A 16,990-nucleotide genomic window follows, 5' to 3' on the forward strand; every position below is an offset into this window, starting at 1 on the left:
TCACGCATTCATGCAAATGATAATTGATCTCATTATCGTTTAGGTGCAGTATACGCGAAATTTATTAAATTAACGCATGGATTTGTTGTATTTATGAAAGTGTTTGTGTTGTTAGCTTTTGCTCTTTTACCGACGGGGATGGTTAGTGCTTCTGATCAGTTCTCTTGGCTTAGAGATGACTCCCGTAGCGCGAGCAACGTACTAAACTATCTTAATCAACAAAATAATAAAACTCAGCAGTATCAAGAACGTATTCAACCCCTAAGCGAATCCTTACAAAAAAACTGGCAAGACAATCGCCCTGTACTCGCTGACAAACCATGGCAGGAAATTAGCGGGTACGAGTATGCGATCCTCAATCACAATGGTGAGAGAACCTTACTATCCCGACCTGTTGGGAGGGAAGAATCAACCGAGTTACTTAACATTGACGCTCGATCTGGCGATTTTGATTATTACCAGTTGGCTAGTTGGGAGTTGAATTCAACCAGAACAAAGCTTGCGATCGCGGAAGATGTAAGTGGATCAGAACAGTACCGAGTGAGTGTTGTTGATCTTCAAACTCATCAAGTCACTCCAATCGCGCAGAATGTAGACAGTACGCTTGCGTGGTCGAAAGACGATCAATCTCTGTATTTGGTTGAACTTGACCAACAAACGTCGAGACCTTATGCGTTAACGCAATACTTCTTAGATCAGTCAGAACCAACTCAATTGACTGAAGAGCCCGACTCTGCGTGGTTACTGTCGTACTACCTTTCAAGTGACGCACAATTTGCTATCGTTCAGGCAAACAATGAGAACTCAAGTGAGCAACGTTTAGTAAATCTTGATACCGGCGAGATCTCCGAACCACTTTTACCTCGTAGAACTGGTATCGAGTACTACGTTGATGTTGTCGGCTCTCGTTTATTCTCGAATAGTAACCATGCTGGCAAGGGGTTTACTTTTTACTCGGTAGCACTTAATCAAGTATCAAAAATAGATCGCTGGAGTGCTGTTTTTGAACCGAGTGATGAATCTAGAATTAGTAATTTTCATTTGTTTGAGTCTGGGCCTGTGATCATCACCCAGACTGGTGCGTCTCAATCTTTACACTTCTTCGATAACGACAACCGCCATCGTTCAAGCCTGATGGTAGCAGAGTCGGGTCAAGTTGCTTGGGTGAGCAGAGTGGGTGACTACCAAAGTAACAAACTGCATATCCGAAGCATGTCTTTAACTCAGCCTGCGAAGTGGGAGCGGTTAAATACAGATACTCTAAAACGAGAGCTATTCTCTCAAGATTATTACCCTGAATATCAAAAATCTAACTATTACACAGAGCAAGTCATGGTCAACTCTGGCGGTGTAATGATCCCCGTCACTTTGGCGTATCGCAAGGATAAGCTTACGAAGGATACACCTGTGCTTTTGTACGGATACGGGGCCTATGGGATGACGATGAAGCCTTACTTTATGCCGCAAATCATTAGCCTACTTGATGAAGGTGTAATTTATGCGATTGCACATGTCCGTGGTGGAGGCTTCTATGGTGACGCTTGGTATCAAGCTGGAAAAGGTATCAATAAAGAAAATGGCATTTCTGATTTCATTGCTGCGGCACAGGCATTGAGAGCGTACCGCCAAGGTACACGGTCTATATATGCTATGGGTGGAAGTGCTGGTGGGACACTCGTTGCTGCCGCTTTAAACCGAGATCCAGATTTGTTTGACGGTGCGGTGCTTAAAGTGCCGTTTGTCGATGTCGTGAATAGCATGTCCGATTCTTCATTACCTCTAACAGCTCAACAGTACGGTGAGTGGGGCAATCCAAATATTGCTGATGAATTGAAGGCAATGAAGCAATACGACCCATACTTGAATCTTAGTGAACAGAACTACCCATCAATATTGATCCAGATTGGCCTTAATGACCGTCGCGTTCCTTATTGGGAAGGTGCTAAGTATTACGCGAAGCTAAATGAGGTAACGACTGGCCACGGACCTTATCTATTGTCGACAAGCTTTACTCAAGGACATTCGACAGACAGGCGACGATCATTATCGCAACAAGCGTTTGAGTACGCATTTCTTTTATCACTTATCCAAAAAGACATTAAAGCGGAGCAGTAAATGAAGCTTTCCCCCCTATCAGCGGCAGTACTTAGTGTACTTGCTGCCAATCTCGTGCACGCTGAATCTGACGTTTATCACTTTGAAGAAGTGATAGTAACAGCCAATAAAATTGAACAGCCGCTATCAGAAGTAGCTGGTTCAGTTGCAGTGATTTCTGGTGAAGATCTAGAAAGCAAAGGTGCAACTGAGCTTTATGACGCAATAAAGAGCGAGCCTGGAGTCAGTGTTTCAGGGGGAGCTGGTCGATCTCAAAACATTACAATCCGTGGGATGACAGGCAACCGGATTGTGATTGTGAAAGACGGAATAAAGTCTGCTGATGGCTTTGGTGCCAACGATATCAATGACAAGGTAGGGCGTAACTCGTTTGATATGTCCAACTTGGAAAGTATTGAGGTTATAAAAGGGGCGAGTTCATCCGTATACGGTTCAGGCGCTATTGGTGGCGTGGTGGTGGTTACGACGAAAAAGCCGGGGGATTATCTCGACGACAAAGACTTTTATAGCGATGTGTCTGCAACCTATACCGGTATCAGTAATAAATACAAAGGTGCGACAAACCTTGCTTTCCGTTCAGGAAAGTTCGAAAGCTTAGTCAATCTTTCTTATTGGGAAGGTGAAGAAACACGTAACTTTAATGAGGACCTCTATAACCGAGACATAGATGGCGTCGGTGGTGGTTACACTTTGAACTACTGGTCAAGTGATGCCTTGATGCTCAAAGGGCATGTTGAGTACTACAAAGAGAATCTAAGTCGAAAAGAAGGCCTTGCTAAGATTCAGAAAGATGGTGAGTGGAAAACAGAAGATTTCGATCAGCAAGCGTACACGGAGTCATTTACTGTTTCTGTTGGGGCAGAATATTTCCCTATCGATTCATGGTTTGAAGAGCTAGACACCAAAGTTTATTTGCGTAGTACCGTTGCTGATGAAAATGTTAATGCATTGGTATCACAAGAACAAAACAATATTACGGTACAGCGTCGCTTGATCGACGACCGCCATTTTACCGATGAAGTGATCGGCGCTGATGCGGATTTTATTAGTACTTTTACGCAAAAAAGTATGAATCATAATCTCTCATATGGTGTGAGTTTTGACACAACGTTTTACGAACGTCCAAGTAGTGCTACAACCTTAGATTGGAATGGGTTGAACAATAAAGACGCAAAACCGTTCGCCTCTGCACGAGCTTATGTATTTGCTGGTTATGTACGTGATGTGATTGAAATTGATCGTTGGACCGTGACTGCTGGGGCTCGTGTCGATTTACATCGTCTGACTCCTGAGTCAGGAAATACTATGAATGGTTATACCGTCGAAGATAAAAATAGCGCAGAGTTTTCACCTAGTTTGTCTATCGGTTATCAAATTACCGATTCTTTGAACTCATATATTTCGTATAACCACGGTTTCCGAGCACCCGCGTACGATAAGGTTTATGGCTATCAGAACCATGATTTTGTGCCAATCACACCGTTCGAAATTATTCCGAATATGGACTTAGAAGCGGAAACCAGTGATTCATTTGAAATAGGTAGCAAATACGACAACGGTCGTACTCAATTCTACACTGCAGTGTTTTACCAAAAGTTTGAAAACTTTATCGATGTAAAACAAGTGACGTTCAATCCTGACCCTAATACAGGTAACTACTTTAAGCAGTTTCAGAATGTTAATGGAGTCGAGACATATGGCATTGAAGCTTCGATTGCGCACCAAGTTACAGACAATTGGGGGGTCAGTACTCAATTAGGTTTTGTGGATGGTGAAGATGGCAACGGAGATAAAATCAGAAGTTTAACCCCATGGGAAGGTAACGCTGAAGTGACCTATGATAACCAAGCATTCTCGGCTTATACGATGGTGAGTTGGGCACAAGCGATGGACAAGGTACCAGAATGCGAGACCGATATAGGTCTTTCAACCGAATGTGCGACGACTGCTGGCTGGGCTAGTGTTGATATGGGAATGAGTTATGCGTGGGACTTTGGTTTAAATCTTAGTGCGAACGTCATTAACCTATTCGATAAAGAATACATTCGATACCAAGATGTTGCAGGGGTTATGGACTCAAATAAAGGCTACTCAACAGAACCGGGTCGTTATTTCACTGTTAACGCTAAGTATGTGTTTTAAGGGCTCAGTATGATCAAATCACCTTTATGTTTAGCCATATTATTGGCCTCACTACCGAGTGTTGCGGCGCAGTGGGATTACCCTCAAGGTAATACGTTAGTTACCAATCAACAGGAAGCTCAAACTTACTTAGAACAAGCCTATCCTAGTGTGGATAGCTTGCAATTTCGTTATTCAAACCAGTCGAAACTCGGTCACCATTACAACTTTGATGTATTTGAAAATGGTGTCTATCAACAACAAAGAACAGTAGTACTAACAACTAACAATGACCATCAAGTATCACGTGTTTTCAAAAGTCTTGAAGACACTCTGATTAGAAATGGGCAGCCAACAACTGCCGCTGAGCTTGAAGCTCCTCGTCAGTTGGAAGCACAAAGACCGCCAGCCCTAGTTTCTGGACAGGTTGTGCAAGCAGAGCTAAGTATCTTCAGTCCTGACTTAAGAACAATGGACAGAAGTGCGCCACCAGCAACCTTGCTAACAGATATCAGTGAATACCCACATCCCCCTCAATATATTTCAAAGGATGTTGAGGTGCTTAGCCACAGCGATGGTATTTATCTGACCAATAGTCGAGTGTCTCAAGTGGATGCTGTAGCTTTAGTGACGGTGAATCACGAGACGGGAGAGACAATCAACCGAGATAGCCAGAGCTTTCTTCCTGCAGAAGGAGTGACGACATTCGCAAGTCTGGCTGAGCTGAAACAGGTTGATTGGCAAGATAATAGATTCGCTCAAGTGATGGCGTTTGCACATCTTGATCAGTCATTAAGTTACCTGAACCAATTAGGTTTTTCTCTATTTGATGAACCTTTAGAGTTTGATGGCAGAGGTTTATCGGCGGATAACTCTACTTACTATTACGGCCCCAAAGCGGCATTGTTTGGCATTGCTGGTGGATCCCCTGATGCCTTAGATGCTGATGTCATTATTCATGAGCTTGGTCATGGGATTCATTACCAAATCGTTAAGGATTGGGCTTATGGACACACTGGCGCAATAGGCGAAGGTTTTGGTGACTATTGGGCTGGCAGCTTTAGTTTCCGTACTCAGTTTGAAAATGCACAAACTCAAGGGCAAGAGTTTGAAATCGATACCGTCTTTAACTGGGATGGGTATTTTGGTGTCCGTAACACTACTCGTAGCTTATGGAACCAAAGAGCGCGATATTTTCAACATGCTGAATATAGACCTCACGAAAGTGTGGCTGGAGAACTGGGTGATGAACTCTGGTCTACACCCTTATTCCAAGCATTAAAAAGCTCTGTTGAGTTATACGGCCAAGTTGGCTTCCAAGAATTTGACACCATAGTTCTAGAGTCTATGTATGGATTGGGACGCGGCTTGAAAATGCATGATTTAGCTGAAAATGCCATTTTTGTTGCCAAAGAACTGTACCCAGAACGCCGTTACGCCGAGATATTGAAAGAAAAATTTGCCGTTCATAATTTAATTATTGAGCCATTTAGCGTTGAAATTGCTTCCCGATATGTTCATCCAGAAAAATTATTGAATGTCGACTTGTACCCAACCTCAAGGCAAGCGGACATTGAAGGTGACATTGAAGTAGGGGGGGTAACAAAATCCTTTGCAAGTCAGCCTACCAATCAGCTTTCTATCGAAACGGCTTTACCAAGTGGTCAAGTTTGTGGTTCAGCAATCAGCATGACGACATTGTTAGATTACCAATATGACACGGCTTTAAAAAAGTTGAATTGGCAACATCAAATAGACCTCATTTATGGGCTTCCTAATCTGAGTGCTTCATTAAAAGAAGTGAACAGCCCTTTACCTGACAGTAAGTTGAGTGCTTCTAACCAAGCAATAATAGGTTTCAAAACATTTAACTTCACTTTGAATGATGCCGTTCAATCGGTTGATAACCAATTTGGTGTCTATCTTGATATTGAGCACCCAAGGCTTGCAGATTTAACCGTGACATTAATTTCTCCACGAGGCACTCGTGTTGATTTACTGAAGCACCAAGCTACCCGTTCTAATGGCTTTAATAGCTTCTTTACCTTCAAACATGACGCTGTACTTAACGCGTTTGCTGATGAACCGAGTAATGGCACTTGGCGTTTAGAGATTGGTGATTATGTTATGGGGGAATCAGGGCAGCTAAACCGTTGGGCTGTTGGCACTATTTCGGAATACGACTGTGGTGATGCCGGTGCAAAGGCTTCCTCTAGCAGCAGTTCTGGCGGTGGAAGCTCTCCGTTTGCTATTGCTTTTATGTTGCTGCTGGCACTTTGCCGCTCCCTTAATTCAAAAAGTTCGTTATGTCTGACGAATCTTTTAGAAAGCGCAAAGCCGCTAATTAGTAAAACGCTCCTTACAAACAAAATGTTCTTTAAAAACACAACAAGAAGATAACTCTATGAAACCACAATTGACTATTTTGGCCATGTCTTTGGCTCTTGCGGGCTGTGGAGGTTCGGGCAGTTCCGAAACTTCAGCTCCAACTTATACCGTTGCAGGTAAAATTACTGCTCAGAATGTTGCACTAGAAAACAAAGTTTGTTCTGACTTGAATGAAAGTTTGACGTGTGACAGCGGTGAACCAACCACCACGGCAAATGCAAATGGTGAATTTAGTTTAACGAGCACTCAAAAAGCGATGCTTTCACTACCGCTATTAGTGGAGTTGGATACGGGTGTAGCCGTTAGCAACGCAGATGGTGTACAGACTTCTTTCTCTTACATCGCAGCTCCAGGCCTACAAAAAACATCAGGCAATGAAATTAATGGTATTAGTACATTGCTTGCAGGGTATGTTTTAGATGGCTACACCGTAAAGAATGCGAACAGTAAACTCAAAGCGCAACTGGCGGCTAAAGGCATTACTATTGCAGGTGATATTCAAGATCACCTATCTGACTCTGAGTTGGCGAGCTTAGAGCAAAATGTGGTTTCTTCGGTTAAAGTTTTTGATAAAACATACCGTGCTTATATGTTGGCACAGCTTAGTGATAAGTTTGATAAAAGCACCACTGATTTTGTTGGCGGTGTATTAACGAATGACGAAATTACGGAGTTTTCAAACGTTATTGCTGGCGATATGAAGGCAGCGACGGCACTAAATGATACGGGTGCAACTCTATACTTCTCCGATACTGATGATACCCAGGATGTTGCAGACCGCCCAGAGAGTTTTCCTGGTCAAGATGCTGAATTTGGTTTTGATACAACAGACAAAAATACACAATCGGGTAATGGGTTTAAGTTCATTAAGTTGGATGAAAGTGGTCAAACACTGGCTGATGAAGCGGCTCAGTGGTCTTGTGTTCTTGATGAGCGAAGTGGCTTAATTTGGGAATCTAAAACTGACGATGAAAACTCAATGCAGCATAAAGATCGTCAATTTGCCCTAGAAATTCCAGGAAAAGTGACGCCCTATGACCAAGACGTTGATTTAGCAACATGTAAGACTAAGGGCGATACAGTTTGTACGACCCAAGATTATGTTGAGCATATCAACTCAATCAACCTTTGTGGCAAGTCCGATTGGCGCTTACCTACTTTCCACGAACTCTATAACTTGCTTGATTTTGGTGAGACAGAAACTCATGCGAATGGTCAAGCTTACGGCCTTACATACAAGTACTTCCCTCATCAAAGCATTGGTGGGGAATATACGAAAATCGGCTCTGTGTGGAACCAGTCAGTTATCTACAACATTTACTCAAAATCTACCGTAGATGGCGGTTTCTACTATAACGAAATCGGCACTCTTGGTGACAACAGAGGTTATATTAGTGCGCTAGAGATTTACTCTGGTGATGTTGATTCTTCAGATAATTACGATTCTTACCAATTCCCTGCTCGTTTGGTTTCGCTACAAGGAAAATAGCAATGAAAAACATACTAACCGTCGCTTTAATTAGTTTATTTTCTGTAGGTGCCTTTGCTCAAGAATGTAGCTTAGACCTAGGGAGAACTGCATCTAACACTCGCTATGTTACCAATGATAACGGTACTTTTACTGATCAGCTCACTGGCTTGACTTGGATGCGTTGTCAGCTCGGTAAGACGTGGGATAAGTCATCGTTATCTTGTACCGGTGATGGGGAAACTTTCTTATGGCAGAGTGCATTGACCATGGTTGAGTCAATTAATGACGCTAATGGTAATCACCAGTTACACAAATTTGGTGGTGTTGATCAATGGCGTATGCCAAACATCAAAGAGCTGGTTTCTTTGAAAGAAGTCGCATGCCATTCTCCAGCAATGAGTACTAAGGTGTTCGGCGATACATTTAATTTTGAGACCGGTAACTTAGCCGCTTATGTATGGAGTTCGACTCCTGCAGGTAATGGACAGAGCGTAATGACGCTTGATTCCATTAATGGCGAGGTTTACCAATACAACGCAGCACAATACAAGTTTAGTGTCTTATTAGTTGCAGAATGATTTAGTTCTTAATCTGTAAATAAAAAGGCCGTGGTTCTTCCACGGCCTTTTGAGTTTTGGTGCATAGGTCTTACTTTAAACCTTAAACCTTGAAGTAATCCAACTGCTGTTTTTGCTGCTCGGCAAGGTTCGATAATTCGTGGCTTGCTGCTGCTGCTTGAGTAATGCCCGTTACGTTTTGGCTTACCAAGCTGTAGATGTTTGAGATATTACGGTTGATGTCTGAGGTTACTTGGCTCTGCTCTTCCGCTGCCGAAGCTACCTGAGTATTAATTTCCGTCATATCCGTTACTGAGTTAGCAATCCCCGACAGCGCTGCACTTACTTCACCAGCAAGTGTTTGGTTGTGTTCTAACATAGCCAGTGAGCTGCTCATGCTTTCGTTTGCATTACCAGATTGAACCTGCAAACCTTCGATAATGGTTTGGATCTCTTTGGTTGAATCTTGAGTGCGTGCCGCTAGCATTCGTACTTCATCAGCAACAACCGCGAAACCGCGACCACTTTCACCTGCACGAGCGGCTTCGATTGCTGCGTTAAGTGCAAGCAAGTTGGTTTGTTCAGAGATGCTTTGGATCACCTCAATCACTTTGCCAATCTGCTCAGAGTGTTCTTTTAGCGTCCCCACAACATTTGCAGCTTCGCTTAGTTGAATTGCCATTTGCTCATTGGCTTTGTTGCTTTCACTAAACAAGCTCATGCTGTGTGTCGCCATTTCATCAGCTTGCTTAGACGCTGAATCAGCTTGTACTGCATTCTCGTTGACGTGTGATGCTGTGCTCTCAAGTTGGTTCACGGCGGAAGCAACTTGTTCTACTTCTTGCTTCTCTTGATCTGAGTTAGCACTTGATTGCGTCATCACTGCAGCTAGTTCTGTAGACGCAGACGCAACTTCAATACTGATTCGAGAGAGTGAACTTACCGTGTCACGCAATTGCTCAACGGATTTGTTTACGTCTTGGGCAAGGCGCGAGATCTCGTTATCGCCATACTCTTCAGCTTTAACGAGCAGGTTGCCTTTCGCTACTTCACGCATGGTTTCCTGAATATTGCTAAGTGGCTTAACAATGATACCTGCAAGCGTCCAGCTGATAACTAATGCGATAGAAAGAATCGCTAGCAGGGCAATGGTCGCCGTATCCAGTGTGCTGGTGTGTTGCTGTCCGTTGATGTCGACTTCTTGAGTCGCAAGCAAGTTCAGCTTCTTAGACAGAGTGTTGATCGCTTGCACCATTTCATTACCCGCGTGACGGTATTGGTCAATTGCAGTCTGGTAGCGGTTTTCAAAATCTGAAGAGAGTGATGCATCGCCGTGCTTCGCTCTTAATAGAGGAAGCATGGTAGTTCGAGAGAAGTCGACATAATGATTCATCGCTTTGGTCATCGCTGCTACTTCATCTTGCATGCCTGGCACTGTGTTCAATGAATTCAGTAGGCGAGTATTTTGGTCGCGTTTTTGGTTTAGTGTTTCAACCAGTGTTTTTACGTCGTCAGCCTTGAATAGACTGTAAATTGCTTTGATACGCATGCCATAGCTGTTGTCGACGATTTCGCTGAGTTCTTCTTTATGTAGGATAAGTTGATCGGTTGCTGTTGATACATCTTTAAAAGCGCTTTCCAGTTTGTCACCACCGATAATGACACCCGTCAAAAGTAATACGACAGAAAAGAGTACTGGAATGAGAATTTGTATTTTTATAGATAAGCCACTGAGAAGTTGGCGCATGTAATGTCCCTCTTTGAATAAATAAATGAGCAGAAGCAATTGTTATTATTGTAATTAGCAGGTGATTCTAACTTCTGAGAATGACAATTCAATCAGTAATGGATTCGATTTTGATATATGAGATAGATATTTGATAATTTTTGAATATTTATTGTACAAACAAGGCTTTAGCCATTTTTAAGGTAGGGTTATTTGGCACAGAACCTTGTGTGGTATTAGGTAATAAAAGGGATGGTGCGATATTGAATGGTTTGGCTTAAATAGGTTGGAATGAATATTCGGTGCCTATGAGTGAGGCCAATTGATTACTTCAAGGCTATTTGGTAGGGGGAACAAGAAAATAAATTGTAGTTGTCATATAGGCTTCAATTAAGTGAAACACAACTGTCACATTCGGATTCTAAAGTAAGCCTCGTTCAAGCAAAACATTACGGCAATAACGCCACTAAAGGAAATTTGTGATGAAAAAGACAGTTATCGGTGCAATCGCACTACTAGGCGCTCTAACAGTGAATACAGCTTCAGCTAAAGAAACTATCTCTGTAGTTGGCTCTAACAGTGCTTCTCCACTGGTTGAAGTTTTTGCAGAAACCTACATGAATAAAGGCGAACCAGTGTTCATCGAAATTCAAGCACCAGGTTCTTCTGCAGGCATCAAAGCAGCAAAAAATGGAAGTGCTGACCTTGGTATCTCCTCTCGTGACCTTAAAGAAGAAGAGAAAACAGCTGACCTGAAAGAGCTAGTTATCGCTCGTGACGGTATCGCAGTTGTTGTTAACCCGAACAACGAAGTATCTGCTCTTACTGCTGAGCAAATCACTTCAATCTACAAAGGCGACATCACTAACTGGAAAGATGTTGGTGGTGCTGACAAGCCAATCGTAGCAATCACTCGTGATACTGCATCTGGTACACGTGGTGCATTCGAAGACATCATGAAGCTTAAGAAGAAGATCGGCGATAAGAAAGTATCGGCTATCTCTCAACGTGCACAAGTTGCAAACGGTAACGGCGCACTTAAAGTTTCTGTAGCAAGCAACCCATACGCTATAGGCTTTATCTCTCTAGGTACAGTTGACGAATCTGTTCAAGCTCTAACTATCGACGGCGCTGCTGCAACTGTAGACAACGTTAAGAACGGTTCTTACAAAGTTGCTCGTCCATTCCTAGTTCTTTACAAAGCAAACGCTCCAACAGCTGAAACTCAACAATTCCTAGACTGGATGGTTGCAGACGAAGCTCAAGCTATCGCTGGTAAGAAAGGCTACATCACAGTTAACTAATCTTAACTGACTCAATCTTAATTATTGCTCAGCCTGCTTTAGGCTGAGCCTTTTCTTTCAACTTTGTTTATTTCGAGCTCTTATTGAGCCACAAAGTTTGAGATTTTATATATGACCATCGCAAATAGTGAAAAGCTTATGAATACTGAAGCGACTCAAATCAACAAGCCAAGTCTACGTGCTAAGAAGCGCATCGACTGGAGAGAAAGAATCTTTCACGGCTTGTTCTTATCGAGTGCTGTAATCGGCATCGTATCACTAGCCGTTATCGCTTACTTTATCGTTGCAGAGAGTATCCCTGCATTCCAAGAGGCCGGCGTTTCTGGCATTGTTCTGGGTGTTGACTGGTTACCTCCAGCTCTATTCGGTGTTGCAACCATGATTGTTGCATCGATTGTTTCGACACTTGGAGCTGTAGTTGTTGGTGTACCAGTAGGTGTACTAACCGCTATTTTTATTGCTGAGATTGCTCCTAAGCGTCTTGCAGATATTATTCGACCTGCAGTCGAGCTTCTAGCGGGTATCCCGTCGGTTGTATACGGCTTCTTCGGTCTAGTAATTATCGTTCCAATGATTCAGAACATTTTTCAAGTACCAGCGGGTAACACCATCCTAGCCGGTATCATTGTTCTGGGTATCATGATTCTTCCTACCGTTATCACGGTTTCTGAAACTTCGATTCGTGCTGTACCTCGTACATACAAAGAAGGTTCACTTGCACTGGGTGCTTCGAAAATCTACACGATTTTTAAGCTACTCGTTCCTGCTGCACGTTCAGGCATTATGACTGGTGTGATTTTGGGTATCGGTCGTGCACTTGGCGAAACGATGGCAATCATCATGGTGATGGGTAACGCTCCTGCAATGCCAGAAGGTATTTTGGACTCGGCTCGTACGCTAACAGCGAACATTGCGATTGAAATGTCTTACGCAAGTGGCATTCACGCTAATGCACTGTACGCAACAGGTGTTGTACTTCTAGTGTTCATCATGATGTTAAATGGTGCTCTACTTTATCTTAACCGTGAAAAAGCGAAGTAGGCGAGGATGAGTAATATGGATCGCGTAAAACTAAAACAAGCACGCCAAATGAAAGATAATATCTTGAAAGGTTTTATCTGGGCAGCTGCAGCCGTCACCGTCGGCTTCTTATTCTGGATTATTTGGTACATCTTATCGAACGGTCTGCAATACGTAGATTGGAACTTCATCACTGACGATTACACTCGTACTGGTGAAGAGCGTGGTATTTTCCCAATGATCATCGCCACGATCTACATGGTTATTGCATCGATTGCGGTCGCTGCGCCACTAGGTATCATGACGGCGATTTACCTAACTGAATATGCGAAAGTAGGTAGCCGATTGGTGAAAGTGATTCGATTCTGTACTGAGTCGTTAGCTGGTATTCCATCGATCATCTTTGGTCTGTTCGGTATGACCTTCTTTGTTTCGATTCTTGGTCTTGGCTTCTCGATTCTGTCGGGCGCACTAACGCTAAGTATCTTGATTCTTCCTGTAATTATCCGTACTACAGAAGAAGCATTGATGGCAGTACCACAAACTTACCGTGAAGGTTCATACGGCCTTGGCGCTTCAAAAATCTACACTATCTGGCGTTTGATATTACCAAGCGCAATGCCAGGTATCTTAACTTCGGTCATTCTTAGTATTGGTCGTGTAATTGGTGAATCAGCGCCTGTGTTCTTAACAGCAGGTATGGTGGCACGTGTTCCTGAGTCGGTATTCGATTCTGGCCGTACACTAACGGTTCACCTATATAAGCTGACAACAGAGCTATTTACTATCGATGAGTGGAACCAAGCCTACGGCACGGCGACAGTCCTAATCGTATTGGTTCTCTTGATCAACATGGTTACAAAACTGATTGCGAGACGCTTCAACACGGCAACTTACTAAGCTCATTAGCTGGCTCAACAATAGAGAGAGCCCCCGTGATAAAGAAAGCATTAAGCTAGACACGAATTTAAGAATTTAGAGATTACGAACATGAACAAATTTGATATTGAGAACCTAGATCTGTTTTACGGCGAAAACCAAGCGCTTAAATCTATCAACCTGCCAATTCCAACGCGTCAGGTAACAGCTCTGATTGGTCCATCTGGTTGTGGTAAGTCAACGCTACTGCGTTGCTTGAACCGCATGAATGACCTAATTGAAGGCGTTACTATCAAAGGTAAGCTGGATATGGATGGCACAAACATCTACGGCAATATTGATGTGGCTGACCTACGCATTCGTGTAGGCATGGTATTCCAAAAGCCAAACCCATTCCCAATGAGCATTTACGAGAACGTGGCTTACGGCTTACGTGCTCAAGGCATCAAGGACAAGAAGCATATTGATGAAGTTGTAGAAAGCTCACTGCGCAGTGCTGCCCTTTGGGACGAAGTAAAAGACCGTCTTAAAGCACACGCATTTGGCTTATCTGGTGGTCAGCAACAGCGTCTATGTATCGCTCGTACGATTGCAATGGAACCGGATGTAATCCTGATGGATGAACCTACATCGGCTCTAGACCCTATCGCGACACACAAGATTGAAGAATTGATGGAAGACCTGAAGAAAGACTTCACTATCGTTATCGTAACGCACTCAATGCAGCAAGCGCGCCGTATTTCAGACCGTACTGCTTTCTTCCTAATGGGAGAGCTTGTAGAGCACAACGAAACGAGTGTTATCTTCAGCGAACCAAAAGATGATCGTACTAAAGGTTACGTAAACGGTGACTTTGGTTAATCGATTATTGACGTGCAGTGTTCTGCTTTTAGCAAAACCAGCACGCTAACTGATACGCAGGTTAGATAATCGAATAGATCGACAGAATTATCACTATAACTATAAGCGATGGAAGTTTTGCCCCACTTTAGGTGGGGCTTTTTTATGCCTCTAAAAAAGTCTCAATGTCGATGAAATTTTGGGCAGGAAATCCCATTTTTGTCGTCCTTCTCATGCTTGTGATAATGTAAAAAGTGAAATTGCGACCCGCTTAACATCTCATTTTTAGTTATATTGATTGCATATCAAGGCTTCTGTATTTTTGCTGTATTCTTAATCGCCAATGGACGGAAGCTGTGCCTGTAAAAGCCTTTGCAAAACAAATATCTGCTACGCGTGATCACCGTTTATTGGCAGAGTCTCTTTTTGACTACTTGGCTAAGATGCTTGCTCCAAAAGGGATTGGGATATTTTCTGAGCCGATACCGGAAAGCGATTCGTTGCCGTTGTTTTGTTACGGTGAGTTAACCTCTCTTGAGAATTACCCCTCTACATTTTGGCCTTGGGTTGCTCAGTTCGATACCGCGGACGGGGTTTTGCCTATGGCTATCAACACCTGTAAGTGGGAACACATGAAGGTACTTGGCGGTGAGTCATTCATCATGATGCTCGACAATGCGCCTGCCTGTAGAACTTATTTAATTGTTCAAAATTGCAATGTCGAAAAGATCAATCAAACCTTCGATCAGGATCTAGATGCTCTTCAACTTGCAGCCGCTCGTTGGCAGTGTATTCGTGCTGAAAAAAACGCAGCACTTGAGATCAAACATAGAGACACTCGTGAAGCTCAATACCTTGATGAAATTAAGCTTCGTGAATTGTTCGTAGATAATATGAAGCTGGTTCATCAGGTAGCGTTGGATCTCTCGAATCCCGACACCTTAGATGCACTCTATAAAGCATCAGTAGAAGCGGTGCGTGATCGTCTAGGCTTTGATCGTGCGATCTTCATGTTGCTTGATATGAAAAAGCGCTGCTTTAGCGGAACTTACGGCACTGATGAAACGGGTAAGACCAACAGCGAACATCATACTCAATATGATTTACATCAACTTGAGGCCGAATACATTGAGGCGCTGTCTGACAATCACACCAACTTAGTCATTATTGAACAAGCGCCACTCTACACCGAAGGCAAGGTGGTCGGGCAGGGCTGGAATGGAATGCTAATCTTGCGTGAAGGGGACAAACCTGTCGGCTGGATTGCGATGGATAACTATATTCACCGCTCTCCAATCACCAATTATCAAAAGCAGATGCTTGAGTCCTTCGGCTCTCTACTCTCTCAGATATATATTCGTAAACGTCAAGAGCAGAATATACGCATGCTGCATTCGAGTATGGTTGAGCTGTCTCGATGCGATAGCGTCAGTGAAGTATGTAAGTCCGCCGTTAGTTTTGCGATTCAACATCTAGGTATCGATCGACTGGCAGTTTTCCTAACAGACAAAAAGTGCAGTTACATGCAAGGTACTTGGGGTACTGACATCAAAGGCGATATTGTCGATGAGTCTTATTATCGCTCGGAGCTGGTGGAACGTGACATTGTCGCGGCAGCACGTGCTTGCCCGAATCAAGTCGCGTTTGAAGAGTCGGTCCCTATTTACCACGATTTCAATATTGTCGGTGTTGGTTGGACGGCCATGACCATGCTCACCACAAACACGGGTGAGCCGATTGCGTTTATCGCTGCCGATAACTTGCTAACTCGTAGCCCACTAACCTCACAGCTTCGTGAGGTAATACGTATCTTTGCTTCAAGCCTTGCTGAGGTACTGCAAAGAACCATGGCTCAAGAGGAGCTTAAAAAACTTAATGAAACTCTGGAGCAAGAAGTCAGCAAGCGTACTCAAGAGCTCGAACGAGCCAATGAACAGTTAGATATCATTTCTAAGCTGGATCCACTGACACGCCTTGGAAACCGCCGTATGTTGTCGCAGGTTTTAGAAGACTTGAATTGCGACGACCAAGGTGCGTTTGCCTCACAACACGAAATCACATTTGGGTTGATTCTCGTCGACCTTGATCACTTTGGTTTGTATAACAGTGTCTATGGTCATACTGAAGGGGATGCAGCGTTGAGGACGGTCGGCGAGATACTGAATGCTCATGTTCACAATGACAAAGAAACCTTCTGTCGGATTGGTGGAGAGGAGTTTATGTTGTTGATGATTGGCACGAATCATTCAGAGACAAAGCAACGCGCAGAGTCGATTAGAAAATGCATTGAAGAGGCAAAAATCCTCCATTGTGAAAGTAGTACCAGCCCTTATTTAACCGCATCCGTGGGTTATGCCTCGATAACTTCTGACCAGCACCAATTCGATTTTGATCTGTTGTATGGCAAGGCAGATAAAGCCTTATATCAAGCCAAAGACTCAGGGCGAAATCGAATTGTTTCTGCATTAAAACGCAAAAAAGTTACAGCCTCTCTTTCTTAAAATAAAGGCCGCTGATCTCCATATGATTAACGGCCTTTGTGCTTTACTGTTCTTGATGAGCAGTGTCG

General features: G+C 43.3%; 11 protein-coding genes. 10 read left to right on the forward strand and 1 reads right to left on the reverse strand.

Annotation, left to right across the window (positions count from 1 at the left end):
• The first annotated feature begins 93 nt into the window (after positions 1 to 93).
• The 5 genes from OCV56_RS23225 to OCV56_RS23245 are packed head-to-tail and all read left to right on the forward strand — an operon-like array spanning position 94 to position 8,673.
• Complete coding sequence (locus tag OCV56_RS23225; protein WP_086714876.1) at positions 94 to 2,115, forward strand: prolyl oligopeptidase family serine peptidase; 2,022 nt, start codon at positions 94 to 96, stop codon at positions 2,113 to 2,115.
• On the forward strand, positions 2,116 to 4,257 hold the full coding sequence (locus OCV56_RS23230) for a TonB-dependent hemoglobin/transferrin/lactoferrin family receptor (protein ID WP_086714877.1): 2,142 nt from the start codon (positions 2,116 to 2,118) through the stop codon (positions 4,255 to 4,257). It abuts the gene before it with no gap.
• A gap of 9 nt (positions 4,258 to 4,266) precedes the next feature.
• Positions 4,267 to 6,636, forward strand: coding sequence for a proprotein convertase P-domain-containing protein (locus OCV56_RS23235; protein WP_086714878.1), 2,370 nt, complete (start codon positions 4,267 to 4,269; stop codon positions 6,634 to 6,636).
• Positions 6,637 to 6,640: 4 nt separating this feature from the next.
• Positions 6,641 to 8,113, forward strand: a complete 1,473-nt coding sequence (locus tag OCV56_RS23240; protein WP_086714879.1) for an Lcl domain-containing protein — start codon at positions 6,641 to 6,643, stop codon at positions 8,111 to 8,113.
• A 2-nt stretch (positions 8,114 to 8,115) separates the two neighbouring features.
• The gene (locus OCV56_RS23245) at positions 8,116 to 8,673 is read left to right on the forward strand and encodes an Lcl C-terminal domain-containing protein (RefSeq protein ID WP_086714880.1); all 558 of its coding nucleotides are present in this window, start codon (positions 8,116 to 8,118) and stop codon (positions 8,671 to 8,673) included.
• Between the two features lie 82 nt (positions 8,674 to 8,755).
• Here OCV56_RS23245 and OCV56_RS23250 read toward each other — a convergent pair whose 3' ends face one another.
• Positions 8,756 to 10,399 carry a methyl-accepting chemotaxis protein gene (locus OCV56_RS23250; RefSeq protein ID WP_086714881.1) on the reverse strand — a complete coding sequence of 548 codons (1,644 nt, stop codon included), beginning with the start codon at positions 10,397 to 10,399 and terminating at the stop codon, positions 8,756 to 8,758.
• A gap of 461 nt (positions 10,400 to 10,860) precedes the next feature.
• Between OCV56_RS23250 and OCV56_RS23255 the strand changes: the two genes are divergently transcribed.
• The 5 genes from OCV56_RS23255 to OCV56_RS23275 all read left to right on the forward strand — a co-directional run bounded on the left by OCV56_RS23255 (position 10,861) and on the right by OCV56_RS23275 (position 16,922).
• Positions 10,861 to 11,682, forward strand: a complete 822-nt coding sequence (locus tag OCV56_RS23255) for a phosphate ABC transporter substrate-binding protein (RefSeq protein WP_086714882.1) — start codon at positions 10,861 to 10,863, stop codon at positions 11,680 to 11,682.
• Between the two features lie 111 nt (positions 11,683 to 11,793).
• Positions 11,794 to 12,723, forward strand: coding sequence for a phosphate ABC transporter permease subunit PstC (pstC, locus tag OCV56_RS23260; protein ID WP_086714883.1), 930 nt, complete (start codon positions 11,794 to 11,796; stop codon positions 12,721 to 12,723).
• A gap of 15 nt (positions 12,724 to 12,738) precedes the next feature.
• A complete protein-coding gene (pstA, locus tag OCV56_RS23265; RefSeq protein ID WP_086714884.1) occupies positions 12,739 to 13,602 on the forward strand; it encodes a phosphate ABC transporter permease PstA in 864 nt (287 codons plus the stop codon).
• A 90-nt stretch (positions 13,603 to 13,692) separates the two neighbouring features.
• Positions 13,693 to 14,442, forward strand: a complete 750-nt coding sequence (gene pstB, locus OCV56_RS23270) for a phosphate ABC transporter ATP-binding protein PstB (RefSeq protein ID WP_065111481.1) — start codon at positions 13,693 to 13,695, stop codon at positions 14,440 to 14,442.
• 335 nt (positions 14,443 to 14,777) lie between these two features.
• Positions 14,778 to 16,922 (forward strand): sensor domain-containing diguanylate cyclase, encoded by a 2,145-nt coding sequence (locus tag OCV56_RS23275; RefSeq protein ID WP_086714885.1) that lies wholly within the window; start codon positions 14,778 to 14,780, stop codon positions 16,920 to 16,922.
• Positions 16,923 to 16,990 lie beyond the last annotated feature (68 nt).

It is taken from the genome of Vibrio gigantis, assembly GCF_024347515.1.
GTDB lineage: Bacteria > Pseudomonadota > Gammaproteobacteria > Enterobacterales > Vibrionaceae > Vibrio > Vibrio gigantis.

What these genes read in the sequence shown, in the direction of transcription:
- OCV56_RS23225 (WP_086714876.1), top strand. Translation starts at nt 94, where the DNA reads ATGAAAGTGTTTGTGTTGTTAGCTTTTGCTCTTTTACCGACGGGGATG.
- OCV56_RS23230 (WP_086714877.1), top strand. Translation starts at nt 2,116, where the DNA reads ATGAAGCTTTCCCCCCTATCAGCGGCAGTACTTAGTGTACTTGCTGCC.
- OCV56_RS23235 (WP_086714878.1), top strand. Translation starts at nt 4,267, where the DNA reads ATGATCAAATCACCTTTATGTTTAGCCATATTATTGGCCTCACTACCG.
- OCV56_RS23240 (WP_086714879.1), top strand. Translation starts at nt 6,641, where the DNA reads ATGAAACCACAATTGACTATTTTGGCCATGTCTTTGGCTCTTGCGGGC.
- OCV56_RS23245 (WP_086714880.1), top strand. Translation starts at nt 8,116, where the DNA reads ATGAAAAACATACTAACCGTCGCTTTAATTAGTTTATTTTCTGTAGGT.
- OCV56_RS23250 (WP_086714881.1), bottom strand. Translation starts at nt 10,399, where the DNA reads ATGCGCCAACTTCTCAGTGGCTTATCTATAAAAATACAAATTCTCATT.
- OCV56_RS23255 (WP_086714882.1), top strand. Translation starts at nt 10,861, where the DNA reads ATGAAAAAGACAGTTATCGGTGCAATCGCACTACTAGGCGCTCTAACA.
- pstC (WP_086714883.1), top strand. Translation starts at nt 11,794, where the DNA reads ATGACCATCGCAAATAGTGAAAAGCTTATGAATACTGAAGCGACTCAA.
- pstA (WP_086714884.1), top strand. Translation starts at nt 12,739, where the DNA reads ATGGATCGCGTAAAACTAAAACAAGCACGCCAAATGAAAGATAATATC.
- pstB (WP_065111481.1), top strand. Translation starts at nt 13,693, where the DNA reads ATGAACAAATTTGATATTGAGAACCTAGATCTGTTTTACGGCGAAAAC.